General features: G+C 66.4%; 27 protein-coding genes. 19 read left to right on the top strand and 8 right to left on the bottom strand.

Going from position 1 to position 24,437, the window contains the following annotated elements; translation table 11 throughout:
* Positions 1-10 precede the first annotated feature (10 nt).
* From ccoN to JQ639_RS07820, 10 genes are all read left to right on the top strand, one after another.
* Positions 11-1,642, top strand: coding sequence for a cytochrome-c oxidase, cbb3-type subunit I (ccoN, locus tag JQ639_RS07865; protein WP_211966514.1), 1,632 nt, complete (start codon positions 11-13; stop codon positions 1,640-1,642).
* A 10-nt stretch (positions 1,643-1,652) separates the two neighbouring features.
* A complete protein-coding gene (ccoO, locus tag JQ639_RS07860; protein WP_211965573.1) occupies positions 1,653-2,387 on the top strand; it encodes a cytochrome-c oxidase, cbb3-type subunit II in 735 nt (244 codons plus the stop codon).
* A 12-nt stretch (positions 2,388-2,399) separates the two neighbouring features.
* A complete protein-coding gene (locus tag JQ639_RS07855) occupies positions 2,400-2,564 on the top strand; it encodes a cbb3-type cytochrome c oxidase subunit 3 (protein ID WP_211965572.1) in 165 nt (54 codons plus the stop codon).
* A gap of 6 nt (positions 2,565-2,570) precedes the next feature.
* Positions 2,571-3,446: a cytochrome-c oxidase, cbb3-type subunit III gene (gene ccoP / locus JQ639_RS07850; protein ID WP_211965571.1), complete on the top strand. Its 876-nt coding sequence runs from the start codon at positions 2,571-2,573 to the stop codon at positions 3,444-3,446.
* Positions 3,447-3,540: 94 nt separating this feature from the next.
* A complete protein-coding gene (gene ccoG, locus JQ639_RS07845) occupies positions 3,541-4,995 on the top strand; it encodes a cytochrome c oxidase accessory protein CcoG (protein WP_211965570.1) in 1,455 nt (484 codons plus the stop codon).
* A gap of 17 nt (positions 4,996-5,012) precedes the next feature.
* Positions 5,013-5,537 carry a FixH family protein gene (locus JQ639_RS07840; protein WP_211965569.1) on the top strand — a complete coding sequence of 175 codons (525 nt, stop codon included), beginning with the start codon at positions 5,013-5,015 and terminating at the stop codon, positions 5,535-5,537.
* Positions 5,538-5,550: 13 nt separating this feature from the next.
* Positions 5,551-7,743: a heavy metal translocating P-type ATPase gene (locus JQ639_RS07835; RefSeq protein WP_211965568.1), complete on the top strand. Its 2,193-nt coding sequence runs from the start codon at positions 5,551-5,553 to the stop codon at positions 7,741-7,743.
* Positions 7,743-7,928 (top strand): cbb3-type cytochrome oxidase assembly protein CcoS, encoded by a 186-nt coding sequence (gene ccoS / locus JQ639_RS07830; protein WP_211965567.1) that lies wholly within the window; start codon positions 7,743-7,745, stop codon positions 7,926-7,928. Before JQ639_RS07835 ends, ccoS begins: the two co-directional genes overlap by 1 nt.
* Positions 7,929-8,306: 378 nt before the next feature.
* Entirely contained in the window at positions 8,307-8,555 is a 249-nt protein-coding gene (locus tag JQ639_RS07825) for a hypothetical protein (RefSeq protein ID WP_211965566.1), read from the top strand.
* Positions 8,556-8,604: 49 nt separating this feature from the next.
* Positions 8,605-9,438 (top strand): universal stress protein, encoded by an 834-nt coding sequence (locus tag JQ639_RS07820; protein ID WP_211965565.1) that lies wholly within the window; start codon positions 8,605-8,607, stop codon positions 9,436-9,438.
* A 63-nt stretch (positions 9,439-9,501) separates the two neighbouring features.
* On the opposite strand, the gene JQ639_RS07815 is transcribed toward JQ639_RS07820, so the two are convergent.
* The gene (locus JQ639_RS07815; protein ID WP_211965564.1) at positions 9,502-9,669 is read right to left on the bottom strand and encodes a hypothetical protein; all 168 of its coding nucleotides are present in this window, start codon (positions 9,667-9,669) and stop codon (positions 9,502-9,504) included.
* 89 nt (positions 9,670-9,758) lie between these two features.
* Positions 9,759-10,373 carry a GNAT family N-acetyltransferase gene (locus JQ639_RS07810; protein ID WP_211965563.1) on the bottom strand — a complete coding sequence of 205 codons (615 nt, stop codon included), beginning with the start codon at positions 10,371-10,373 and terminating at the stop codon, positions 9,759-9,761.
* Positions 10,374-10,534: 161 nt separating this feature from the next.
* Between JQ639_RS07810 and JQ639_RS07805 the strand changes: the two genes are divergently transcribed.
* From JQ639_RS07805 to JQ639_RS07780, 6 genes are all read left to right on the top strand, one after another.
* Positions 10,535-12,151, top strand: a complete 1,617-nt coding sequence (locus JQ639_RS07805) for a GMC family oxidoreductase (protein ID WP_211965562.1) — start codon at positions 10,535-10,537, stop codon at positions 12,149-12,151.
* A gap of 118 nt (positions 12,152-12,269) precedes the next feature.
* Positions 12,270-12,701: a homoprotocatechuate degradation operon regulator HpaR gene (hpaR, locus tag JQ639_RS07800; RefSeq protein WP_249126365.1), complete on the top strand. Its 432-nt coding sequence runs from the start codon at positions 12,270-12,272 to the stop codon at positions 12,699-12,701.
* A gap of 75 nt (positions 12,702-12,776) precedes the next feature.
* On the top strand, positions 12,777-13,118 hold the full coding sequence (locus JQ639_RS07795; protein ID WP_211965560.1) for an EthD family reductase: 342 nt from the start codon (positions 12,777-12,779) through the stop codon (positions 13,116-13,118).
* Positions 13,119-13,135: 17 nt separating this feature from the next.
* Positions 13,136-13,954: a sugar phosphate isomerase/epimerase family protein gene (locus JQ639_RS07790; RefSeq protein ID WP_211965559.1), complete on the top strand. Its 819-nt coding sequence runs from the start codon at positions 13,136-13,138 to the stop codon at positions 13,952-13,954.
* Positions 13,955-14,125: 171 nt separating this feature from the next.
* Positions 14,126-15,322 carry an NADH:flavin oxidoreductase/NADH oxidase gene (locus JQ639_RS07785; RefSeq protein ID WP_249123007.1) on the top strand — a complete coding sequence of 399 codons (1,197 nt, stop codon included), beginning with the start codon at positions 14,126-14,128 and terminating at the stop codon, positions 15,320-15,322.
* Between the two features lie 28 nt (positions 15,323-15,350).
* Positions 15,351-16,304, top strand: a complete 954-nt coding sequence (locus tag JQ639_RS07780; RefSeq protein ID WP_211965558.1) for an aldo/keto reductase — start codon at positions 15,351-15,353, stop codon at positions 16,302-16,304.
* Between the two features lie 104 nt (positions 16,305-16,408).
* Here the strand turns inward: JQ639_RS07780 and JQ639_RS07775 are convergent, their stop codons facing one another.
* Together JQ639_RS07775 and JQ639_RS07770 are read right to left on the bottom strand one after the other, a co-directional pair.
* Positions 16,409-17,119, bottom strand: coding sequence for an SDR family oxidoreductase (locus tag JQ639_RS07775; protein ID WP_211965557.1), 711 nt, complete (start codon positions 17,117-17,119; stop codon positions 16,409-16,411).
* A 10-nt stretch (positions 17,120-17,129) separates the two neighbouring features.
* Entirely contained in the window at positions 17,130-17,942 is an 813-nt protein-coding gene (locus tag JQ639_RS07770; RefSeq protein WP_249123006.1) for a shikimate dehydrogenase family protein, read from the bottom strand.
* A gap of 163 nt (positions 17,943-18,105) precedes the next feature.
* Here JQ639_RS07770 and JQ639_RS07765 point away from each other — a divergent pair, with 163 nt between their 5' ends.
* From JQ639_RS07765 to JQ639_RS07760, 3 genes are all read left to right on the top strand, one after another.
* Positions 18,106-19,131 carry an ABC transporter substrate-binding protein gene (locus tag JQ639_RS07765; protein WP_249123005.1) on the top strand — a complete coding sequence of 342 codons (1,026 nt, stop codon included), beginning with the start codon at positions 18,106-18,108 and terminating at the stop codon, positions 19,129-19,131.
* Positions 19,106-19,291, top strand: a complete 186-nt coding sequence (locus tag JQ639_RS35240) for a hypothetical protein (RefSeq protein ID WP_249123004.1) — start codon at positions 19,106-19,108, stop codon at positions 19,289-19,291. The genes JQ639_RS07765 and JQ639_RS35240 overlap by 26 nt, the downstream gene beginning before the upstream one ends.
* 144 nt (positions 19,292-19,435) lie before the next feature.
* Positions 19,436-20,131, top strand: coding sequence for an EthD domain-containing protein (locus JQ639_RS07760; protein WP_211965556.1), 696 nt, complete (start codon positions 19,436-19,438; stop codon positions 20,129-20,131).
* 318 nt (positions 20,132-20,449) lie between these two features.
* Here the strand turns inward: JQ639_RS07760 and JQ639_RS07755 are convergent, their stop codons facing one another.
* From JQ639_RS07755 to JQ639_RS07740, 4 genes are all read right to left on the bottom strand, one after another.
* The gene (locus JQ639_RS07755) at positions 20,450-21,526 is read right to left on the bottom strand and encodes an ABC transporter substrate-binding protein (protein WP_249123003.1); all 1,077 of its coding nucleotides are present in this window, start codon (positions 21,524-21,526) and stop codon (positions 20,450-20,452) included.
* Positions 21,527-21,626: 100 nt separating this feature from the next.
* Positions 21,627-22,502 carry an ABC transporter permease gene (locus tag JQ639_RS07750; protein ID WP_211965554.1) on the bottom strand — a complete coding sequence of 292 codons (876 nt, stop codon included), beginning with the start codon at positions 22,500-22,502 and terminating at the stop codon, positions 21,627-21,629.
* A complete protein-coding gene (locus JQ639_RS07745) occupies positions 22,495-23,361 on the bottom strand; it encodes an ABC transporter ATP-binding protein (protein ID WP_211965553.1) in 867 nt (288 codons plus the stop codon). The genes JQ639_RS07750 and JQ639_RS07745 overlap by 8 nt, the downstream gene beginning before the upstream one ends.
* Positions 23,358-24,428: an ABC transporter substrate-binding protein gene (locus tag JQ639_RS07740; protein ID WP_249123002.1), complete on the bottom strand. Its 1,071-nt coding sequence runs from the start codon at positions 24,426-24,428 to the stop codon at positions 23,358-23,360. Before JQ639_RS07740 ends, JQ639_RS07745 begins: the two co-directional genes overlap by 4 nt.
* Positions 24,429-24,437: the final 9 nt, after the last annotated feature.

Below are 24,437 nucleotides of genomic sequence, written 5' to 3'. Positions count from 1 at the left end.
AGCCAATTGGATGACGGTCGGCGAGCTGGGGCTCGTGCTGATTTTGGCCCCCGCCGTCCTGCTGTGCATCTTCGCCGCGTCGCGCGCGCAAGACGTCGCCTTCACCTTCCATGCTTCCGTCGCGGCCCTTGCCAGCCTGCTGGCGGTGGTGGCGATCTTCTATCGCTACGCCGAGCGCCCGGCAGGGCCGCCGCCGCAGGAAATCAACGGACGACCGAACTACAATCTCGGCCCGATCAAGTTCGCCAGTGTGATGGCGATGTTCTGGGGCGTTGCGGGTTTCACCGTCGGCCTCGTGATCGCGCTGCAACTGGCCTATCCGGTGCTCAACCTCGACCTGCCATGGACGACGTTCGGCCGCTTGCGGCCGTTGCACACTTCGGCGGTGATCTTCGCCTTCGGTGGCAACGTGCTGATCGCGACCTCGTTCTACGTGGTGCAGAAGACGTCCCGCGTGCGTCTGGCAGGTGATCTTGCGCCGTGGTTCGTGGTGGTCGGCTACAACTTCTTCATCCTGATCGCGGGCACGGGCTATCTGCTCGGCGCGACCCAGGGCAAGGAGTACGCCGAGCCCGAATGGTATTCGGACCTGTGGCTGACCATCGTCTGGGTCACCTATCTGCTGGTGTTCCTGGCGACCGTGATGAAGCGCAAGGAGCCGCACATCTTCGTCGCCAACTGGTTCTATCTCGCCTTCATCGTCACCATCGCAGTGCTGCATCTCGGCAACAATCCCGGCTTGCCGGTGTCGGTGTTCGGTTCCAAGTCCTACATCGCCTGGGCCGGCGTGCAGGACGCCATGTTCCAGTGGTGGTACGGCCACAACGCGGTCGGCTTTTTCCTCACCGCCGGCTTCCTCGCCATCATGTACTACTTCATCCCCAAGCGGGCGGAGCGGCCGATCTATTCCTACCGGCTGTCGATCATCCACTTCTGGGCGCTGATCTTCCTGTACATCTGGGCGGGTCCGCATCACCTGCATTATACGGCGCTGCCCGACTGGGCGCAGACGCTGGGGATGACCTTCTCGATCATGCTGTGGATGCCGTCCTGGGGCGGCATGATCAACGGCCTGATGACGCTGTCGGGCGCCTGGGACAAGCTTCGTACCGATCCCGTGCTGCGCATGATGGTGGTGTCGGTGGCGTTCTACGGCATGTCGACCTTCGAAGGGCCGATGATGTCGATCAAGGCGGTCAACTCGCTCAGCCACTACACCGACTGGACCATCGGCCATGTGCACTCCGGCGCTCTCGGCTGGGTCGGCTTCGTGTCGTTCGGCGCGCTGTACTGCCTCGTGCCGTGGCTGTGGAACAAGAAGAGCCTGTACAGCCTCAAGCTGGTCAACTGGCACTTCTGGATCTCGACCATCGGCATCGTACTCTACATCTCGGCGATGTGGGTGTCCGGCATTCTCCAGGGCCTGATGTGGCGCGCCTACACCGCGCTCGGCTTTCTCGAGTACTCCTTCATCGAGACCGTCGAGGCGATGCATCCCTTCTATGTCATCCGTGCCGCAGGCGGGGCGTTGTTCGTGATCGGCTCGCTGATCATGGCCTACAACCTGTGGATGACGGTTCGTGCCGGCGAGGCCGCGGAGGTCGAAACCCCGCCGCTCGTCGCGCTGCATGCTGCTGAATAGAGGCCGAGCCATGTCGTTCTGGAAGCGTCATCAGATCTTCGAGAAGAACTCGATCATTCTCATCGTCGGTATTCTTGCCGTGATCGCCATCGGCGGTCTCGTCGAGATCGCCCCGTTGTTCTACCTCAAGAGCACGATCGAGAAGGTCGACGGCATGCGGCCGTACACGCCGCTGGAACTGGCCGGCCGCAACGTCTACGTCCGCGAGGGCTGCTATCTCTGCCACTCGCAGATGATCCGGCCGCTGCGCGACGAGGTCGAGCGCTATGGCCACTACTCGCTTGCGGCCGAGAGCATGTACGACCACCCGTTCCAGTGGGGCTCGAAGCGCACGGGGCCGGACCTCGCGCGCGTCGGTGCCAAGTACTCGGACGAGTGGCACGTGACGCACCTGAAGAACCCGCGGGCGATCGTGCCGCAGTCGGTGATGCCGGGCTACGCCTTCCTCGCGGAGACGCCGCTCGAGGGGGCGACCATCGCCGATCACCTGCGCACCAACCGCGCCGTCGGCGTGCCCTACACCGAGGAGCAGATCGCGAACGCCGAGGCTGATCTCAAGGCTCAGGTCGATCCCGACAGCGCCGATTCCGATGCCTTCGCCAAACGCTATCCCAAGGCGGCGATCCGCAACTTCGACGGCAAGCCGGGGCAGCCGACCGAGATGGACGCGCTGGTGGCGTACCTGCAGATGCTCGGCACGCTCGTCGACTTCAAGCTGTACAACGAAAAAGCCAACCTGCGCTGAGGAGGCCGCATCATGAAAGCCATCCTGACCGTCCAGAACCTCGCGTCGGACTTCGTCGTGACCTGGTGGACGCCGGTGTTCGTCGGCGTCTTCCTTGCCATCGTCGCATATGCGCTGCGGCCGCGGAACAAGGCGGCGTTCGACGCCGCCGCGCGGATGCCGTTGCGGGAGGATTGAAGCATCATGAGCGAGCATCACGAGGAATTCGACTCTGTTTCCGGCAAGACCACGACGGGGCATGCGTGGGACGGCATCAAGGAACTGAACACGCCGCTGCCGCGCTGGTGGGTGATCACCTTCATCGCCAGCATCGTCTGGTCGGTCGGCTACTGGGTGGTCTACCCGGCCTGGCCGACGATCCAGGGTTACACCACCGGCGTCATTAGCTATTCGTCCCGGGCGGACGTCGCGGTCGAACTCGCCAACCTCGGCAAGCTGCGCGGCGAGAAGATGGCCGTGCTCGGCGCGACGCCAGTCACCGAGATCGAGAAGGACCCGGCGCTGTTGGCGCTCGCCCGTGCCCAGGGCAAGGCGGCATTCGGCGACAATTGTGCGCCGTGCCATGGCACCGGCGCGGCCGGCGCCAAGGGCTATCCCAACCTGAACGACGATGACTGGCTGTGGGGCGGCACGATCCAACAGGTCATGCAGACCATCCAGTTCGGCGTGCGCTCGGGGCATGCCAAGGGGCACGAAGGCGCGATGCTGGCGTTCGGACGCGACGGCATCCTCAAGAAGGATGAGATCGTCACGGTCGCCAACTACGTCCGCTCGCTGTCGGGCTTGCCGACCGAGAACGGCTTCAATGCCGCCGCCGGGCGCAAGCTGTTCGCCGACAATTGTGCGTCCTGTCACGGTGCTGACGGAAAGGGCAACCAGGAGCTCGGTGCGCCGAACCTGACTGACCGGATCTGGCTGTACGGCTCCGATGAGGCGACTCTGATCGAGACCATCACCAATGGTCGTGGCGGGGTGATGCCGGCGTGGACCGGCCGGCTCGACGAGCCGACGATCAAGGCGCTCGCCGTCTACGTTCATTCGCTGGGTGGCGGCAAGTAGTGGCGGCGCGGCTTCTGCCGCGCCCCTTGAGCTGGATCAAGCCATGGCCGGCGAAGGCCGGCCATCCTGATCCTGCCATGCGAATGGATTTTCGATGAGTACGATCACAAGTTCAGACGACGCGGACCCCGACGATATCGGGCCGCTCTACGCCGCCCGCAAGAAGGTCTATCCGCAGCGCGTCTCCGGCACCTTCCGCAGCATCAAGTGGAAGCTGATGGCGCTGTGCCTCGGCGTCTACTACCTGCTGCCGTTCGTGCGCTGGCACCGCGGGCTTGGCGCCCCGGACCAGGCGGTGCTGGTCGATCTGCCCAACAGCCGCTTCTACTTTTTCTTCATCGAGCTGTGGCCACAGGAGGTTTACTACTTCACGGGCCTGCTGATCATCGCGGCGATGGCGCTGTTCCTGATGAACGCGCTCGGCGGTCGCATCTGGTGCGGCTATCTCTGCCCGCAGACGGTGTGGACCGATCTGTTCTACGCCGTCGAACGCCTCGTCGAGGGTGACCGGCGCGAGCGCATGAAAAAGGACGCCGCCGACTTCACCTTGCGGCGCTTCTTCGAGGTCACGGCCAAGCACTCGATCTGGCTGCTGATCGCGTGGTGGACCGGCGGCGCATGGGTGTTGTACTTCGCCGATGCGCCGACCCTGGTGAAGGAGCTTCTGACGTTCCAGGCACCGATGGTCGCCTATGTCTGGATCGGTATTCTCACATTCACCACCTATGTTCTCGCAGGTCACATGCGCGAGCAGGTCTGTGTCTACATGTGCCCGTGGCCGCGGATCCAGGCGGCACTGACCGATGAGTGGGCGCTCAATGTCACCTACAAGTACGACCGCGGCGAGCCCCGCACGTCGGTGAAGAAGGCCGCCGAGGCGCGGTCTCACGGTCAGAGCGTCGGCGACTGCGTCGATTGCCGGCAATGCGTCGCCGTCTGCCCGACAGGCATCGATATTCGCGATGGCGCTCAGCTCGACTGCATCCAGTGCGGCCTGTGCATCGACGCCTGCGACACGGTGATGACCAAAATCGGACGGCCGACGCGGTTGATCGGCTACGACAACGACATCAACATCCAGCGCCGCATGGCCGGCAAGGCCGAGGTATTCCGGCCGCTGCGCGCGCGGACGGTGGTGTATGCCGGACTGATCGTCGGCGTCGGCGCCATCATGCTGTATGCGCTGGCGACCCGCGTGCTGCTCGACGTCAGCGTCCTGCACGACCGTAACCCGCTGTCGGTGCGTCTCAGCGACGGCTCGGTCCGCAACGCCTATACGATTCGCTTGCTCAACAAGCGCGCCTTCGACCAGGTCGTCGCGATCGACGTCGATGGCGTTCCCGGTGCGACCCTGCAGGTGGTCGGCCAGGATGCCATCACCCAGGAGCGTCCCGCCATCGTGGTCGGCCGCGACCGCACCACCGAGGTGCGCGTGCTGGTGACAGCGCCGGAGGGCTCGCTGCCGAAGTCGTCGCCGGTCACATTCCATGTCACCGACATCGGCCTCGGTGAGGTCGCATCCGCCACCGATCATTTTCTCACCCCCTGATCGACGGAGCCTTACGCATGTCCCGCTCGTCGCTGCCATCCACAGTTGCCCCGTCCGGTGCCGGCTGGACGCTGAAGGGCGGACACGTTCTGGCGATCATCCTGACGTTCTTCGGCATCGTGATCGGCGTCAACGTGATCATGATGACCCTTGCCGTGCGCACCCTGCCGGGCACCGACGAGGATAGCCCCTATCGCGCGAGCCTCGCCTATGAGGGCGAGATCCATGCCGCCGCGGCGCAGGATCGCCGCGCCTGGCGGGTCGAGGCCCATGTGACGCGCGACACCGATGGCCATGCCGTGTTGCGGGTCGAGGCGCGGGACCGTGATGGCACGCCGCTCGAGGGTGTCGCCTTCTCCGGCCGTCTGGAACGGCCGGCCGACAAGCGTGGCGACCGCGTGGTCGCGCTGACCGGAGGCGGGGCAGGGATTTACCGCGGCGCGGTTGCCGATATCGCCGCCGGCCAGTGGGATCTCGTGCTCGAGGGCGAGCGCGGCAGCGAGCGGGTCTTCCTGTCGCGTAACCGGATCGTTCTGAAGTAGCGGAGCGAGACGCATGGAGCTGGTGCGGGATTTCTCCCACTACGTCAAGGACGCCGCGCCCGGCGTCGCGCATCTCGATCTCGCGGTCGAGGGCGTGACCTGTGCCGGCTGCATGGCACGGATCGAGCGCGGCATCGGCGACATTCCGGACGTGACCCTGGCGCGGCTCAATCTCACCGACCGGCGTCTCGCGGTGGAATGGCGCAAGGGGGCGTTCGATCCCGCCGAGGTCATTGATCGTCTGGCGGAGCTTGGCTATCGCGCCTATCCGTTTGAGCCGGTGCGCGCCGAGGTGGAGGAAGCCGAGCAGTCGCGCTTCCTGCTCCGCTGCCTCGGAGTCGCCGCCTTCGCATCCATGAATGTCATGATGCTGTCGGTCCCGGTGTGGTCGGGCAACGTCAGCGACATGCTGCCGGAGCAGCGCGATTTCTTCCACTGGCTGTCGGCGCTGGTGGTGCTGCCGGCGGCGGCCTATGCCGGCCAGCCGTTCTTCTTGTCGGCGTTCCGGGCGCTGCGCGCCGGCACCGTCAACATGGATGTCCCGATCGCCATCGGCGTGGTCCTGGCGCTCGGCATGTCGCTGGTCGAGACCGCGACCCATGCCCACCACGCCTATTTCGACGCCGCGATCATGCTGCTGACCTTCCTGCTGGTCGGCCGCTACCTCGACCAGAACATGCGGCGGCGAACGCGGGCGGTGGCCGGCAACCTCGCGGCACTGAAGGCCGAGCGTGCCACCAAGTTCATCACCGACACCGAGATTCGCGAGGTGCCGGTGGCGGCGATCCGCAGCGGCGATCTCGTGCTGCTGCGTCCGGGAGAGCGCTGCGCCGTCGATGGCACGGTGATCGAAGGGCGTTCGGAGATCGACCAGAGCCTGATCACCGGCGAAACGCTGTATGCGCCGGCGGGGCCGGGGGCGCTCGTCTATGCCGGCACGCTCAATGTCTCCGGCACGCTGCGTGTGCGCGTTGCCGCGGCGGCGGAGGGCACGCTGCTCGACGAAATCGCGCGCCTGCTCGATCATGCACTGCAGGCACGCTCGCGCTATATCCGCCTCGCCGATCGCGCCTCGCGGCTCTACGCGCCGGTGGTGCATGTCACCGCACTGCTCACCATGATCGGCTGGGTGCTGCTGGGGGCGTCATGGCATGACGCCATCGTGACCGCGATCGCGGTGCTGATCATCACCTGTCCCTGCGCGCTCGGCCTCGCCATTCCGACGGTGCAGACCATCGCCGCGGGCGCCATGTTCCGCGCCGGCGTGCTGCTCAACGCCGGAGATGCCATCGAGCGCGTTGCCGGCGTCGACACCGTTGTGTTCGACAAGACGGGAACGCTGACATTGCCGGAACTCGACGTCGTCAATGCCACCCATGTGTCGCCCGACGTGCTGGCGCTGGCTGGCCGGCTCGCGCTGGCCAGCCGTCATCCCGTTGCCGCGGCGGTGGCGCGGGCCGCGGAGGCCCGCACGCCGCTGCCGGGGGCGGTCGAGGAGCCGGGCCAGGGCGTACGCGGCATGATCGATGGCGTCGAGATGCTGCTCGGCAGTCCGGCGTTCTGTGGCGCAGAGGCGCAGGCCGCCGCGATGCTCGCGGGCGATCCGGAGGTGTCGGTGGTCGCGTTTCGCCACGGCGCGATCCGCGAGGTCTTCGCCGTGCGTCAGCGGCTGCGCCCCGACGCCGTCGCGGTGATCACGGCGTTGCGCGAGCGTGGCATCGCCATCGAGATCCTCTCCGGCGACCGCGAGGCCGCCGTGGCGCATGCCGCCCGGACGCTGGGCGTGGCCGCGTGGCAAGCGGGACTGACGCCGGCGGACAAGATCGCGCGCATCAAGGCGCTGCGCGAGGAGGGGCGGACGGTGATGATGGTCGGCGATGGCCTCAACGACGCACCGGCGCTTGCGGCGGCGGCGGTCTCGATATCGCCGGTCAGCGCCACCCATGTCAGCCAGGCGGCCGCCGACCTGATATTCCTTGGCAAGCCGCTGGCGCCTGTGATCGCCGCGATCGATCTGTCCCGCAAGGCCTTGTGTCTGATGCGGCAGAACCTGTGGCTGGCCATCGGCTACAACGTGCTGGCGGTGCCGGTCGCCATCGCCGGCTTGACCACGCCGCTGATCGCAGCGGCGGCGATGAGCGGCTCCTCGCTGCTGGTCATGCTCAATTCCCTGCGCGCCCGTCGTGCTGGACCGGAGGTGACGTGATGGAAGTCCTGATCTACCTCGTGCCGCTGGCGCTGCTGCTTGGTCTGCTCGGGCTCTGCGGTTTCCTGTGGTCGTTGCGCAGCGGTCAGTATGACGATCTCGACGGCGCCGCGTGGCGGGCGATCGCCGACGACGAGCCCGCGGGTGATGGCGGTCAGTACAGCGGGCGCCCTCGCAGCAAGTAGAGGACGATGATCGCGCATCCGATCATCACAGAGGCGGCCAGCACCATGGTGCGCCGCGTCGACGGTTGCATGCGGCGTTGCAGCGATCTGCCGGTCAGCAAACCCTTCAGAGCTGCCTTTCCCTTCATGGCTCGGCCTCATGGCGAACGGGATGGGCCAGCCTAGCGCCGCTCTGCCGGCCAGCCTTGAGGCAAGTCAAGCGGGCAAGTCGATCGGGCAGGCAAGTCGGGCAGACAGGTTCAGCAGTGCGTGACGCATGACGAAGGCGTGACGGCGTCGCTCGCAAAACCTCGCGCCGCCCTTGACGGGGATCAATGTGGGCGCCGCGCTGCCGGACGATGCTGACGGGCATCATCGTTCGATCGCGGGAGTCCTGTCATGACGGAACGTCTGCTGCGGCTGCTCATTATGGGTGTTGTGACGTATGGCGCGATGGCGCTGATCCACTACCTCTGGTTCGCCGATGTGAAGCCGATCGCCTTCGCGCCGGAGGAACAGGCCGGTTGGCGGGTCGATGTCGCGTCGTCCCTTCTCGCGCTGGAGATCGTCGGGGGCATTGTCGCCGCCCTGTCGGCGTTCTTTCTCGTGGTGGTGATGTGGAGGCAGCGACATGGCCAGGCGTCGTGACGGCGCCGGGCGGCGATTGATCCATTCGTAGACAGGTCGGGAGACAGGCATGATCAAGGACATTATCGTCAAGCTGGAGCGGGAGCCCGCACGCAACGCCGCGGTATGCGGTTACGCCGCCTCGATTGCGGAAGCATTCGAGGCCCACATCGCCGGAATCGCGTTTGCCCATGCCGGGATACCGCCTTTCGTGCTCGCCGATGTGCCGGCTGATGTGATCCAGAAGCTGATCGACGACAGCGCCGCGCTGGCGCGGAAATCGGCCGATCAGTTCCAGCAGGTCGCCGAGCGCAGCCGCCTGTCGGCGGAGCGACAGGTGCTCTCGGATACTGACGTCCTGCCGTCGGAGGCGTTCGCCGAGATGGCGCGCCGTTTCGACCTTGCGGTGGTGATGCAGTCGGATGGCGACAAGGGCGTCCACAACGATCTGCTGATCGAGACGGCGCTGTTCGATGCCGGCCGGCCGCTGATGCTTGTGCCCTACATCCAGCAGAGCGGCATGAAGCTTGATCGCGTTGTATGTTGCTGGGATGGTGGCCGTCCTGCGGCGCGCGCGATACACGACGCGATGCCGCTGCTGAAGCGGGCGCGTGTCGTCGAGCTGCTCATCGTTGCCAATGATCGCAAGCCGGCGGAACGGGACGCGCGAGGCCTTGAGATCGGCCGACATCTTGCTCGCCACGGTCTCAAGGTCGAGGTCGAGGTGATGCCGGCGGCCGGCATCGGCGTCGCCGATGTCATCGTCTCCCATATCGCCGACAGCGGTGCCGATCTGTTGGTCATGGGCGGTTATGGTCATTCGCGCCTGCGTGAGATCGTGCTCGGCGGTGCGACGCGTGACATTCTCAAGGAAATGACGGTGCCGGTCCTGATGTCGCACTGACAGTGCATGCGCGCGATCGGGCGGAGTGGCAATTGCCACTCCGCCTTTTCGTTGGCTTGGCGATCAGGATTTGCGTGGGCGCGGCCACAGCGCGGCCACCACCAGGACCAGCACCACCAGCGTGACCGCGACCAGTGTCTGCATGATGCCGAAGTTGAGTTCGTCACGGGCGATGAACAGCGCCGTGATCGGCGCGGCGATCAGCAGCAGAAGGCGGATGAGCAGCGACATCGGAAAATACTCCGGCAAGGTCAGGCCGAAACGGGCCCGTAGCCTTACGATGGCGGAGAACTGCGTTTGCCGACTTGAGCTGGGTCAAGTCAGTCGCGGGCGAGCCCGCCGAGTCGTTCCCGCACTGCTGGCCACTCGGCCGCGATGATCGAGAAGCGGGCGGAGTCCCGTGGGGTCTGGTCGGGCGCCAGGCGATGGGAACGAAGGGTACCCTCGAAGGTTGCGCCAAGCCGTCCGATCGCGGCACGCGAGCGCTCGTTGCGGGCGTCGGTGTGCAGGCAGACCCGCAGCACGTCCCATGTCTCGAACGCGAAGGTCAGCAGCAGCGTCTTGGCCTCGCCGTTGATTCCGGTCCGGATCGCCGAGCGGGCAAGCCAGGTGTGGCCGATCTCGCCGGCGTCGGGCGCGTTGCGGCCGTGGCGTGGATGTCCGGCCGGCCAGGCCCAGCGTTCGAGATTCCAGAACCGCGTCGAGCCGATGACCCTATCGTCATCGCGGCGCACAATGGCGAACGGCAGCGCGCTGCCCTCGCTCTGCCATGCGCGGGCGGTCGCCACATAGCGCGCGGCCTCGTCGGTGGTGGCGGGGACGAAGGTCCACTGGTAGGCCGAGCGGTCCGCCGCGGCCGCGACGAGACCCTCGATATGGCGCTCGCCGAGCGGCTCGAGACGAACCAGGCGGCCTTCGAGCACGATGTCGTCCATGATCGCTTTCCGGGGGGATCGGGAAGGCCGACCTTACGCGATGCGTCGGGATTCGGCGCACCCGTTCGCGCATCGGCGCCATGCGGCGCGCCGCTGGCCCCGAAATACATCTCATGTTAAGCGCATTTTCGACTATCCATGTCTGAATTGCGAAGGGCTTTATGCAGGAGAAGGGCGTCTACGACTTCATCGTCACGGGGGCGGGATCGGCGGGTTGCGTGCTGGCCGCGCGGCTCAGCGAGAACGGCCGCTATTCCGTGCTGCTGCTGGAGGCAGGGCCCGAGGACAATGGCTTCTGGGTCCATGCGCCGCTCGGCTACCCGATGCTGTTTGCCAACCCGAAGTACAACTGGATGTTCGACAGCGAGCCGCTGCCCGAGCTGAACGGCCGGTCGACCTATCAGCCGCGCGGCAAGGTGCTCGGCGGCACCAGCTCGATCAATGGCATGATCTACATTCGCGGCAACGCCCGCGACTATGACGAGTGGCGTCAGCGCGGCTGCGACGGCTGGAGCTACGACGAGGTGCTGCCCTACTTCCACAAGGCGGAGGACCAGCAGCGCGGCGGCGACGAATTCCACGGCACCGGCGGCCCGCTCAAGGTCTCCGACCATCCCGAGACCTACGAGCTTGCGGATGCCATCATCGCCGCCGGCGTCGAGGCCGGCATTCCCGCCAACCGCGACTTCAATGGCGCGCGGCAGGAAGGCGTCGGCTACTACCAGACCACGACCTACAAGGGCCGGCGCTGGAGCACGGCGAAGGGCTACCTCAAGCCGGCGCGCGGCCGCGCCAACCTGACGGTCGAGACCGGCGCCCATGCGTCGCGTCTGCGCCTCGAGGGACGCCGCGCCGTCGGCGTCGAGTTTCGCACCGCCTCTGGCGCCATGGCCAGCGCCACTGCGCGCAAGGAGGTGATCGTCGCCGGTGGCGTGTTCGGCTCGCCGCAACTGCTGATGCTGTCGGGCATCGGCCCGGCGCAGCATCTCGCCGAGATGAACATCCCGGTGGTGCACGACCTGCCGACGGTCGGGGGCAACCTGCACGATCATTTCTACATCCAGCTCATGTTCCGCTGCCCCAAGCCGATCACGCTCAACGACCTGTCGCGCAGCTGGCCGATGAAGCTCAAGGCCGGCATGCAGTATCTGCTGCAGGGCAAGGGCATGCTGGCCGGCAACGGCATCTACGCCGGCGCCTTCGTCCGCAGTGATTCTCGCCTCGAACGCCCGGACCTGCAGATCAACATGAACGCCTGGAGCGTCGCCGAGCGGACCCGCGCCGGCATGATCCCGCATGCGTTCCCGGGCTTCACCATGAGCCCGGTGCACCTCAAGCCGGAAGGCCGCGGCACCGTGCGGCTCAAGAGCCCTGATCCGTTCGCGGCGCCATCGATCCGCTTCAGCTTCCTGCAGACCGACTACGACATGCAGGCGATGATCAGCGGCATTCGTCTGGTGCGCAAGATCTCGCAACAGCCGGCGCTCAAGCCCTACGTCACCGAGGAGCTGCAGCCGACGCTGGCGGTGGAGAGCGATGCCGATATGGCGGCGTTCGTCCGCAATCTCGGCTATTCCAATCTCCATCCGGTCGGCACCTGCCGCATGGGCTCGGACGCCGCGGCGGTCGTGTCGCCGCAGCTCAAGGTCAACGGCATTGACGGATTGCGGGTGGTCGATGCCTCCGTGATGCCGATGGTCGTTGCCGGCAACACCAACGCGCCGACGATCATGATCGCGGAGAAAGCCTCCGACATGATCCTGGCGGACGCGCGCTAGGGTTGCCGTGGCGCGGGGCGGGGACGATCGGATCGCCGCTCGGCCGGATGCACAGGCTCCGCGTGAGCCCGGGCATGCCGGCAGCGGTGGCATGCGGCAGTTCTCGCGATCGCTGCCAATGCTGCTGTTGCGCGCCCGCGAGGCGGTGATGCGCCAGTTTCGTCCGATGCTGCGCGAGCATGGCGTCACCGAGCAGCAGTGGCGGGTGCTGCGCGCGCTCCATGCGGCGCCGGCCACCGAGATCACGGAGCTCGCCCGCGCGACGTTTCTGCGGGCGCCGAGCCTGTCGCGCATCCTCAGGGATCTCGAACCGCGTGGCCTTGTGGTGCGGCGCGCCGATGTCCACGACCATCGCCGTGTCCGTGTTACCCTGGGCGCTGCCGGCGTCACCCTGATCGATCAGATCTCGCCGCGCTCGGAAGCCATCTATCGCGACATCGCCCGCCGTCTCGGCGGGGAGAAGTTCGACCGTCTGCAGGATCTGCTGCGCGAGCTCGAGGCCGAGATGCTGCGCGATGCGCCGCCCGAGATTGATGACGAGACGTCGTGACGCATGCACCAGCACGGCGTTGACCGCCATGTTCCCTGCGTTTATTAACATGTGAACCAATTCAGGGAGGTCCCCATGATCAAGCGCATCACCATCGTCGCTCGCAAGGAGGGCCTGTCCGATGCCGAGTTCGATCGGCGCTGGCGTGTGCAGCATGCGCCGATGGTGCTGTCGCTGCCCGGCGTGTGTGGCTATATCCAGAACCAGGTGACGGAAGCGACCACGGCCGACGCCAGGGGCCGACGGGTCGACGGTTTTGCCGAGATCTGGTTCGAAAGCCGCGCGGCGATGCAAGCGGCGCTCGCCACCGACACCTGGGCCGCGATCGTCGCGGACGCGCAGGAATTCATGGGTGAGATCGCCGGCTACTCGATCGAGGAGCGCGTGTTCCGGCCGGTCGCGCAGACCGCGCACTGACGATGGCCGGCGCCATCATGCCAAAGCTTTCGCTCGCTCACATCAGCCTGTTGCCGGCATCGCCGGTCGAGATGATCGACGCGGCTGCCGCTGCCGGCTTCGACTGTGTCGGCATTCGTCTCGAACCCGCGCTCGCGGACGAAGCGCGGTTCCCTGTCACCCCGGGCTCGCCGATGATGCGCGAGATAGCCGCGCGCCTCGACGCCGCCGGCCTGCGCATCCTCGATGTCGAAGTCTTCCGTCTGATTTCCGGCCAGCGCTTTGCGCGCTATCGCGGGGTGCTGGAGGCCTGTGCCCTGCTCGATGCGCGCGAGCTTCTGGTCACCTGCAATATCGCCGACGAAAGCGATGCGGCGGATCTTCTGGCGGATGCCGCCGACGTCGCTGCGGAATACGGCCTGTTCGTCAATCTCGAGTTCATGCCGTTCTTCGCGGTGCGCGATCTCGACACTGCTCTGCGGATCGTCGCGCGCGCCGACCGCGCCAATGCGGCGGTGCTGGTCGATGTTCTGCATGTCCATCGCGCCGGTGTGCCGGTCGCCGATCTTGCCGCGTTCGACAAGCGCCGTATGCGCTATATCCAGCTCTGCGACGGCGCGCAGCCGCCGGCGGATCCCGAGACCATGCTGTTCCAGGCGCGCTACGAGCGGTTGATGCCGGGCGAGGGTGTCATTCCGCTGCGCGACTATCTGCGTCAGTTGCCACGCGACTGTCCGTTGTCGCTGGAGGTTCCGATGCGCAGCCGTCTCGCGGAAGTCGGGGCGCTGGAACTGGCCATGCAGGCGATGCGGACGACGCGCGCGCTGCTGTTGAGCCTGGACGATGCCGCGTCCTGATGGGCGCGGCAGGCGTGTCGCGGCGTTGGTCGCTCTGCATGCTTGCCGTCCGTCACGCTCCCGACCGCACGGGCCGGTGCCGCGCAGATTGCGCGTCCGTCCAATTCGTTTCCGTCACGGGGATGCCGCATCCGGCGTGTCATGTGGCCCTCGACCAAGAAAGGATATCCCATGACTGTCGGCGTGGCCGGTGACCCGATGCCCCTGCTGTTTCAGCCCTTGAAGATCCGCGACCTGATCCTGAAGAACCGCGTCGTGATCTCGCCGATGTGCCAGCATGCCGCCGACTTCGGCAAGGCGACCGACTGGCATCTCGTCCATCTCGGCCGCTTCGCCATCGGCGGCGCCGGGCTGGTATTCGTCGAGAGCACCGCGGTCGATCCGCGCGCGCGGGTCGGCTCCAACGATGTCGGCCTGTGGGCGGATGACCAGATCGCGCCGCTGCAGCGGATCGTGCGCTTTGTGCAGGACAACGGCGCGCGCATCGGTGTGCAGCTTGCCCACACCGGCCGCAAGGCCGGGTCTGAAGCGCTGTGGGACGGCGGCCGGGCGCTGACCGAGGCGCAGATGACGGCATCGGGAGAGCCGTGGCGCCGCGCCGGTCCCAGCGCGATCGCCGCCGGCCCCGAATGGAGCGTGCCGCATGAGATGACCCATGCGGACATCCAGGAAGTCAACGCGCTGTTCGTCGACGCCACCCGCCGCGCCGAGCGCGCGGGCTTCGATGTCGTCGAGCTGCATTTCGGCCATGGCTATCTCGCGGCGAGCTTCCTGTCGCCGAAGTCGAACCAGCGCACTGACGATTATGGCGGCTCGCTCGAGAACCGCATGCGCATGCCACTGGAGGCGGCTGCCGCGGTGCGCGCGGCGTGGCCGCAGCACAAGCCGCTTTTCGTGCGCATCTCCGCCGTCGACGGCGCGGAAGGCGGCTGGAGCCTCGACGATTCGATCGTGCTGGCCCAGCGCTTCAAGGCGATCGGCGTCGACGTCATCGACTGTTCGTCCGGTGGCCTCGGCGAGGAGACGCGCTCGACCAACGTGCCGCGCGGGCTCGGCTTCCAGGTGCCGTTCGCCGATCGGATCCGCCGCGACAGCGGCATGCTGACCCAGGCGGTCGGCGTCATTCTCGATGGCCCGCAGGCGGAGCGCATCCTGCAGCAGGGGGAGGCCGATCTGATCGCGGTCGGCCGCGAAGCGCTGTTCGATCCGAACTGGGCGGTGCACGCCGCCTATTCGCTGGGCTGCGATCCCGAATTCGCCACCTGGCATTTCCGCCACGGTGGCTGGCTGGCCAAGCGCGAGCCGCTGATCCGCAAGTTGCAGGACGAGGTGCGGCGCGCCAAAGCGGCGCAGGCCGAGCGTCGCTGATCCCATTCAGACCGGAAAGGACGACACCATGCGCTACCGTCGGCTCGGCAATTCGGGGCTGAAAGTCTCGGCCATCGGCCTTGGCTGCAACAACCTGTCACTGCGGATCGATCTCGACGCCTCGAAGGCCGTGGTCGATGCCGCGCTCGATGCCGGCATCACCCTGTTCGACACCGCCGATGTCTATGGCGACGGTGGCTCGGAAGAGTTTCTCGGCAAGCTGCTTGGCGCGCGTCGCCGCGACGTCGTGCTGGCGACCAAGTTCGGCATGCCGTTCAAGGGCGATCAGGCGAAGAGCGGCGCCAGCCGCCGCTACATCATGCAGGCGGTCGAGGACAGCCTGAAGCGCCTGTCGACGGACTGGATCGACCTTTACCAGATGCACAAGCCCGATGCCGACACACCGGTGGAGGAGACGCTGCGGGCGCTGGAGGATCTGCGCCGGCAGGGCAAGGTGCGCTATTTCGGCTGCTCGCAGATGGCGCCGACCGACATCGTCGAAGCGGCATGGGCGGCGCGGCTGCTCCAGCTCGAGGGGTTCGTCAGCAGCCAGCACGAATACTCGCTGCTGGCGCGCGGCATCGAAGGGACCGTGCTGCCGCAGATGCGCAAGTACCAGCTCGGCCTGCTGCCGTTCTTCCCGCTCGCCAACGGCCTGCTCAGCGGCAAGTACCGCAGCCTGTCGGAGCTGCCGCCGGGCTCCCGTCTCGCCACGCCGAACACGCCGTGGCTGCAGCGCGAGGCGGCGAAGCTGCTCAACAACGACAAGATCGCGCAGGTGCAGAAGCTCGATGCGTTCGCGCGCGAGCGCGGCCGCAGCTGCCTCGAGCTTGCCTTCGCCTGGCTGCTCGCCAACCCGGCGGTCGGCAGCGTCATCGCCGGTGCGTCGCGTCCCGACCAGGTGGTCCAGAACGCCGCTGCCCATGCCTGGGAGCTTGATGCCGCGGAGTTGCAGGCGGTCGAGGCGCTGCTTGCCGGCTGACGGTTCGTCGCCCGGATGAGCGAAGCGATATCCGGGATGTTCACACGGCGCGAGACCCGGATGTCGCGGCGCTTATCCGGGCTACGCGGGCCGCATCTAGCGCCTCACACCAGTGAGGCGCCGCCGTCGAGCATCAGCACGGTGCCAGTGGCGTAAGGATTGGTCGCCAGCATCAGCAGCGCGTCGGCGATGTGCTCGGGCTTGCCGACGGTGCCGGCTGGATAGTGCGCCGCCATCTTCGCGATCATCGCTGCCCTGGCGTCCGGCGCCATGCCACTCCACAGCTCGGTGTCGACGAGGGCCGGCGACACGGCATTGACGCGCAGCGGTCGCAGGTCGAGTGCGAGGCCGCGCGTCAAACCCTCGATCGCGGCGTTGATGGCGCTCATCAGGGCAAGGCCCGGACCCGGGCGTTGCGAGCGGAATCCGGCGATGAAGCCGAGCGAGCCGCCCGGCGCGACCTTGGCCGCGCGCGCCACGCGGTAGATACCCCAGAACTTGCTGTTCATCGCCGCCTGCGCCTCGCTGACGGTGATGTCGCGGATCGATGCGATGCGCACATCGGCCGCCGTGACCACCACATGGTCATAGGTCGTGCCCGCGGCGAAGAAGCGTTCGACCGAGGCATCGTCGGTGACGTCGATGACGCCATGCGTCGCGCCGTCGCCGAGCGCGTCGGCTGCGGCCTTGAGCTTGTCCGCTGACCGCGATGCGATGGTGACCCTGGCGCCGGCCGCCAGCGCGGCCTTCGCGGTGGCGAAGCCGATGCCGGAGCTGCCGCCGACGACGAGAAGATGACGGGAACGAAGATCCATTGCAGTGTCCTCAGGCGGGGGCGCGTCGCGCGCCCATGAACTCGGCGAGCAGCGGCAGCTGCGACAGCAGCATGGCGTCACCGTAGTGGATCGGCGCGCCACGTGCAGCCGCGGCCTTCAGCAGCGGCGTGTCGCGGGGCGTCATGATGACTTCCGCCACCACCATCTGCGGCGTGACGCCGGCGATATCGAACGGCAGGGGATCGTCGGCCTTCAGGCCGGCGCTGGTGCCGTTGATCGCGATGTCATGGCCGGTCGGGCTGGCGTTGCCGGTGCCGATGTCGCAGGTCGGAAACGTCGCGCGCACGCGTGCCGCGAGTTCCTCCGCGCGGGCTGCTGTGCGGTTGTAGATGGTGATGCGCGCCGCGCCGGCTTCGGCGAGGCCGAACACGATGCCGGCAGCGGCGCCGCCGGCGCCGGCGATGAAGATGCGCTTGCCGCGCGGATCGTGACCCTGGGCGCGCAGGCCCTCGACGAAGCCGAGGCCGTCGAGCTGATCGCCAATCAGGCGCCCATCAGGCTCCCGGCGCACGACATTGACCGCGCCAACACGCGTCGCACGCGGCGTCACCTCGTCGAGCAGCGGCACGACCGCCATCTTGTGCGGAACGGTGACGCAGAAGCCCTTGAGGTTTTCCAGCACGCGCGCGCCCGTCAGGAACGTGCCGAGGTTGTCGGGACGCACGTGAAACGCGAGCATCACGGCATTCACGCTCCACTCGCGAAACAGCGCGTCAAATCGCCACGGCGATGTCACATGCGCGACGGGATCGGCGACGGTGCCGAAGATCAGGGTGTTGCCGTTGAGAGAAGACATCGTCATGCGCCGGCTGAGTTTGAACTGCGGGAAGGAGATGATGCGAGAAGGGGGATGTCGTGTGCGGCAACTGCCCGTGCAGGAACGAGAGGCGCGTTTGACTTGAGATAGTTAACATGATTAGTAATTTTCGCAAGCGCGGAGCAAACCGCGCGGCAGGGGAGGACATATGACGATCACGCGACTTTCTGCGGCGCTTGCGCTCGCATTGCTGGCCCATGTGGCGCCGTCGATAGCGGCCGAGCCGATCCGGATCGGCTTCAACAGCGATCTGTCCGCGTCGCCGTCGGCGCAGAGCAGCCAGCATGCGCTGCTCGGTTTCAATGCTGCGATCGAGGACATCAACAGGCAGGGCGGCGTGCTCGGTCGACCGCTGGAGCTCGTGGTGCGCGACGACGTCGCCCAGCCGCCGAAGGCGATCCAGAACATGAGCGACCTCATCGACGGCGAGAAGGTCGTCGCGGTGATGGGGCCGACCAACTCCGGCAATGCGCTCGCTTGGAAGCACATTCCCAACACCCGCAAGATTCCGGTCATCACCGTTCTCGGCACCGCGACGGGCATCACCCAGCCGATGTTGGCCGGCGCCGACAATTACATGTTCCGCCTGTCCGCCGTCGATCGCGAACAGGTCGTGGCGATCCTGACCTATGCGTCGAAGAATCCGGCGACCAAGAAGATCGCGGTGTTCGTCGAGACCACCGGCTATGGCCAGGGTGGACTGAAGGACATCGAGGAACTGAAGGGCCTCTATGGCATCGCGCCGGTGATCGTCGACAAGTTCAACGTCAGCGACACCGACATGACCTCGCAGCTCAACAAGATGAAGAGCGCAGGGGTCGATACCATCATCATGTGGGGGCAGGGCACGCCGATGGGGCATGTGCTGCGCAGCATGGAGAAGATCGACTATTTCCCGATCGTGCTGACGAGCTGGGCGTCCGACAACAAGAGCTTCATCGATGCCGCCGGCCCCAGGCTTGGCAATATTCCGATCTTCCTGCGCACCATCGCGCCGGATTACACACCGCGTCAGCAGCAGCTCTACGACCGCGTCAAGGACAAGATCACGGCGCCGTCCGTGTTCTGGGCGACCTGCCAGGGTTACGACGCCATGAAGCTGCTGGCGCTCGGCCGGCACCACCGACGGCGATGCGGTGCGCAAGGCGATGGAGGACCTCAAGGGAACCTATGAGGGCTACTCCAAGACGTATGACAAGCCGTTCTCGACCACCAACCATGAGGGCATCGGCGGTCCCGATTTCGTCTGGACGCGCTGGGTCGATGGCAAGCTGACGCGCTACAGCGATGCCGTCATCGCCGGACTCAAGCCGGCGGATTTCAAGCGGCCGTAGGCGGGGGATGGCTGCTCGCCCGCAATAGGGGACGTCAAGGCGGAGCGAGTCGTCTATACGCTCTGGCGGTTCCGCCGCTCCGGAGCACTCTCCGGAGTAGCGGCCGTTTTTCTTGTTGGCCGTGCGGTCGAAGGAGTCGTCACGATGGAAGTCAGTCGGATCGGAATTCTGACACGCAAGGCCGGGATGAGTCCGCAGGACTTCCGCCGTCACTGGTCGGACGTTCATGGATCGATGGTCAAGCGTCTGCCCGGGCTCGTCCGGTACTACCAGCACCATGTCATCGACAATAGCCAGCTTGGCATCGACCACGCCCGTGGCGGCTGGCAGGTCGACGGCTTTTCCGAGATCGTGTTCGAGAGCCGTGCGGCGCTCGACGCGGCGCTGGGCTCAGCGGCATTCACGCCGACCACGAGCGACGTCAGCAACTATGTTGACAGCATCCGTCTCGTGGTCTGCGAGAAGAACGTGGTGCTGTCTTCGCCGCAGGACAGTGGCAAGCCGTTCGTCAAGCGGATGTCGATCCTTACTCGCCGCTCGGACATCGACACCGCTCGCTTCGTGCATGAATGGACCGGCAAGCACGCCCGCGACGTGCCCGGGCTCCCAGGCATCATGGGCTACACCCAGAATGTCGTTGTTGACCGCTATCGCACCATGACGGAAAAGACGACGTGGGAAGACCTGCCGGTCGACGGCATCGTCGAACTCTGGTTTCCGGATGCCGAAGCTATCGTCAAGGCGTTCGCCTCGCCGCAGGCTGATATCACCCAGACCCACGCGAGGGATTTCATCGCCACTATCACCACCTTCCTCGTGGAATCGCGCCGCCTGCTGTGATGAGCGGGTATCCGAGATGCGCTACGTTCCCGTATTTTCAGCGTCATCACCGGGCCGACGCGCAGCGTCGAGACCCGGTGATCCAGCTTCATAATCACTCGTGATGCTGTGAGAAGGCTGGATTGCCGGGGCGAGCCCGGCAAATGACGAAGCGGGTGTGGTCCGCGCCCAGGATCAACCACACCGCCGCAGGCTTGCCTCAGCCATCCATGTCTTTCTTTGCAGCAAAGCCGCGCAAACGCGGATGCGTAGCAACCGGGCACTCCCGATTCATTGCGCCCGACGCGAATTTCGTATTCGCGTCGGGCGAACTTTCACTCACCCCGCGATATCCACCACCACGCGATTGGCGAGCTTCACCGGATCGGTCGATGGCTTGATGATCGACGCCCGCTTGAGGTCGCCGGTGATCTTGATGACCTCGCGGCGGAGCACGTCGCCGGCCGGGTGATGATCGTGGGTATGGCTGCGCAGCATGGCCGCGAGATCGGCGACCGCGACCTTCGGCGTGTACTTTGAGAAGATCTGCGCGGCGTCATCGGGATTGGCCGAGACATGGATGGCGGCGTCGCGGATGGCGTGGGTGAGAGCCGCGACGGCGGCCGGATCGCTGGTCCACAACGACGTACGCACGCCGAGGGTGCAGCACGACAGGTTGGCATAGTCGCCCGACAGGTTGGAGGCGATTTCCACCAGATCGCCGTTGGCGCGCTGCTGGGTCAGCCATGCGGTCGGATCGGAATCGGCGATGGCCTGGATCTCGCCCCGCTGCAGCGCTGTGGCCAGCAGGTCGGCCGGGAATTCGCGCCATTGCACGTCGGTCTGCGGATCGAGGCCGGCGTCGGCGAGCAGGATGGCGAAGAAATTTCGCGGCGGGCCGGAAATGCTGGACACGCCGATCGTTCGGCCTTTCAACTGGGTGATGTCGGTGAAACCTGACGTCTTGGTGACGAAAAGGCGGGTGCAGCCGCCGTGCATGCCGGTGGTGAGCTTGACATCGATGCCTTGCTCCAGAGGCTTGAGCCAGTTGAGCAGCATGCTGGCGCCGACGTCGGCCTTGTCGGTCGCCAGGGCCTGCAGCATCTGGTCGGTGGTGCCGGCGTACTGAATGAACTCGACGTCGAGATTGTGCTTGGCGAAATAGCCGCGTTCCAGCGCCACGGGAATAGCGGTGGTGCAGATGGCCGTGCCGCTATAGGCGAGGCGGATGTGGCGCGGCGGCCCCTTCGGGTCCGCGGCCGGGCTGTCGGAGGTGCGGCAGATCGGAGCGCCCGCGAGTGGATCCGCGGCAGTCGCACCAAAGATCGGAAACGCGCGCGCACTGCTGAGGACGCCGAGCGGAGCGGCGGCGCCGAGCGCCGCCGCGAATCCGAGCAGGCCGCGTCGTGAGGTCAAGCGACGCCGGCTCGCGCCAGCGATGGATTCTGTCGGTGTATGATCGTCGGGATCAGGCATGGTTCACTCCTCAGCAAGAAAATGAATGGCGATGACAGCGTCAGGTGGGTGCGGTGGCGCGCCAGCGCGTCGCCCGGCGCTCCAGCGCTTCGAGCACGGCATTGAAGGTGAGCCCCATCGCCGTGATGGCGAGAATGCCGAAATACATCTGCGGGATCAGGAAGCTGTACTGGCCATAGATGATCAGGAAGCCGAGGCCGGCCTTGGCGCCGACCATTTCGGAAGCGACCAGCACCAGCATGGCGGAGGCGCTGGCGAGGCGGATGCCGACAAAGATGGTCGGCGCCGCGGCTGGCAGGATCACCTTGGTGAACAGTTGCAGCGGCGTCGCCCCCATGGTTCGCGCGGACTTCACCAGCAGCGGATCGACCTGCCTGACCGCGGCGATGGTGTTGAGCAGCAGCGGCCAGGCGCAGCTGTAGATCACCATGGTGACCTTGGAGACCTCGCCGATCCCGAGCAGCAGGATGAACACCGGCAGCAGAGCCAGCGGCGCGGTGTTGCGCAGCACCTCGATGAGCTGGTTGAGGATCCGGTCGAGGCGTGCCGAGCGACCGATGGCGAGACCGAGCGGGATGATGGTGGCAACGGCGATCAGGAAGCCGCTGAGCGCGCGGAACAGGCTGGCGCCGACATGGTCGTAGAGCTGGCCATTAAGCGCCAGCTGCCAGCCGGCGTCGAGTACGTCGGAGAATGGCGGCAGGAAAGCGGGGTCGGCGAGTCCGAGCCGGGGGGCGGCTTCCCACAGGGCGAGCAGCGCCAGCACCAGCGCCGAGCGCTGCCCGAAGGCGATGGTCCGCCGCAGCGCAGCGGCAACGACCGGCAGGATGATCGCCGGCTTTGTGTGTGGTGTTTCTGTGGAGGCCGCGCCGTCGAGGGCGAGGCCGGAATCGAACCCGGTATCGAAGCTAGACATGAGCTGCCTCCTGTCGCGATGCACCGCTGGCGGCGACGCCATGCACGGGCCCGCTCTGGGCCGCCTGGGTCTTGAGAACCTCCTCGCGCAGCAGCGTCCAGACCTCGTGGCGCACCTCGCCGAACAGCGGCAGGGCACGCACGTCCTCGCTGTCGCTGCGCAAGGCTTCGGGGATTGTGATGACCTGCTTGATCCGCCCGGGACGCGCCGTCATGACGGCAACGCGCTGCCCGAGCACGACCGCCTCGTCGATGCCATGGGTGATGAAGACGATGGTCTTGCCGGTGGTGCGCCAGATCCGCAGCAGTTCAGTCTGAAGCTGTTCGCGGGTCTGGGCGTCGAGCGCGGCGAACGGCTCGTCCATCAGCAGCACGTCCGGATCGTAGGCGAGGCTGCGGGCGATCGCGACGCGCTGCTTCATGCCGCCCGATAGTTCGTGCGGGTAGCGATTGGCGAATGCTGCGAGGTTGACGAGGTCGAGGTAATGCCGGGCGCGATCGTGGCGTTCGGCCGTGCCGACGCCGGCGACCTCGAGGCCGAACGCGACGTTCTGGAGCGCCGTTCGCCACGGAAACAGGGCATACTGTTGAAACACCACGCCGCGGTCGCGCGCCGGCCCGGTAATGGGCCGGCCGTCGAGCAGGATGCGGCCGCTGCTCGGCGTCGCGAGGCCGCCGAGCAGGTCGAGCAGGGTGGATTTGCCGCAGCCGCTCGGACCGACGAGGGCGAGAAACTCGCCGGGCTGCACGTCGAGGGAAACGTCGTCGAGCGCGGTGAAGCGGCGCGCCGCGCCGCCGTTGTCGCCGCGGACCTCGAATTCCTTGCGGACATGCTCGAGGCGGATCTTGGCTACGCTCATCGCGCGACCCCCGCCGTCTTCCCTGCGTAGGGATTGAATTCGTTGGTGTACGTGTCGGACGCCTTCACCTGAGAGGGTTTCAGCGTGCCGTCCTTGACCAGCCAGTCGATCCAGATCTGGAGCTGCTGGTCGGTGATCACGCCGCCAGTGGTGGGAATACCCGAGCTGCGCCAGTACTTGATTGCGGAGGCATCCTCGTTGCGCTTGCGAGCGGCGATGATCTTTTCGAAGCGCGCACGCACCTCTTCGGCCGGCGTGGTGCGTTCCCACTCGATCGCTTTCGCGATGCCCTCGACCAGCTTGCGGGAGGCGGCCGGATTGTCGCGGATGAACCTGGTGTTCAGCACGTATGGCCCGCCCGTGAATCGGCCGAACAGATCGACATCAGAGAACAGTTTGCGGATGCCGCCGCGCTCCAGAGCCTTGTCACGCAGCACGCCGGCAAGGGTCGTGACCTCGACCTGGCCCTGGCGCAGCGCCTGCTCTCCCGTGACCGGGGGCACCACCACCAGCGTCACCTGACGGATTTCCTCCGGGGTGAGGCCACCGCGGGTGAGGTACTCGCGCAGCACGAATTCGAGATGGGCGCCGAGCGTGTTGACGGAGACTCTCTTGCCGATGAGATCGCGCGGCCCGTGGATCGGGCTGTCCTCCTTGACGAAGAAGCCCTGCCAGGTGTCGTCATCGGAGCCGTAGTTGGCGACCACGGCCTTGATCGGCGCCTTGGCGGCGACCAGCTTGATGACGGCGCCGTAGAAGGCGCCGCCAATGTCGATGTCGCCGGTGGCGACGCTCTGGATGTCCTGCGGCCCGCTGATGGTGTTGCCGACATATTTCAGCTTGAGCGGCGCCAGGTAGCCGAGGTCTTCGGCGATCTCGGGCAGGGTGACCTGGCCGGCCCAGCCTTGGTAGCGGATCTCGGTCTTGTCCAGCGCCGGCTCGGCGAAGGCCTGGCCGAGGGCGACGCCAAGCAGTGCGGCGCCGATGGCGAGACGGCGCAGCGTCGCGGCAAGAAACATGTGACGCGGTGCAGCGGTGGCGCGGGCCAAGAGGGATATGCGGGTCATCGGGACAGT

This window comes from Bradyrhizobium sp. U87765 SZCCT0048 (genome assembly GCF_018131225.1).
Classification (GTDB): Bacteria; Pseudomonadota; Alphaproteobacteria; order Rhizobiales; family Xanthobacteraceae; genus Bradyrhizobium_A.
This window is presented reverse-complemented; position numbering and strand designations above follow the sequence as displayed.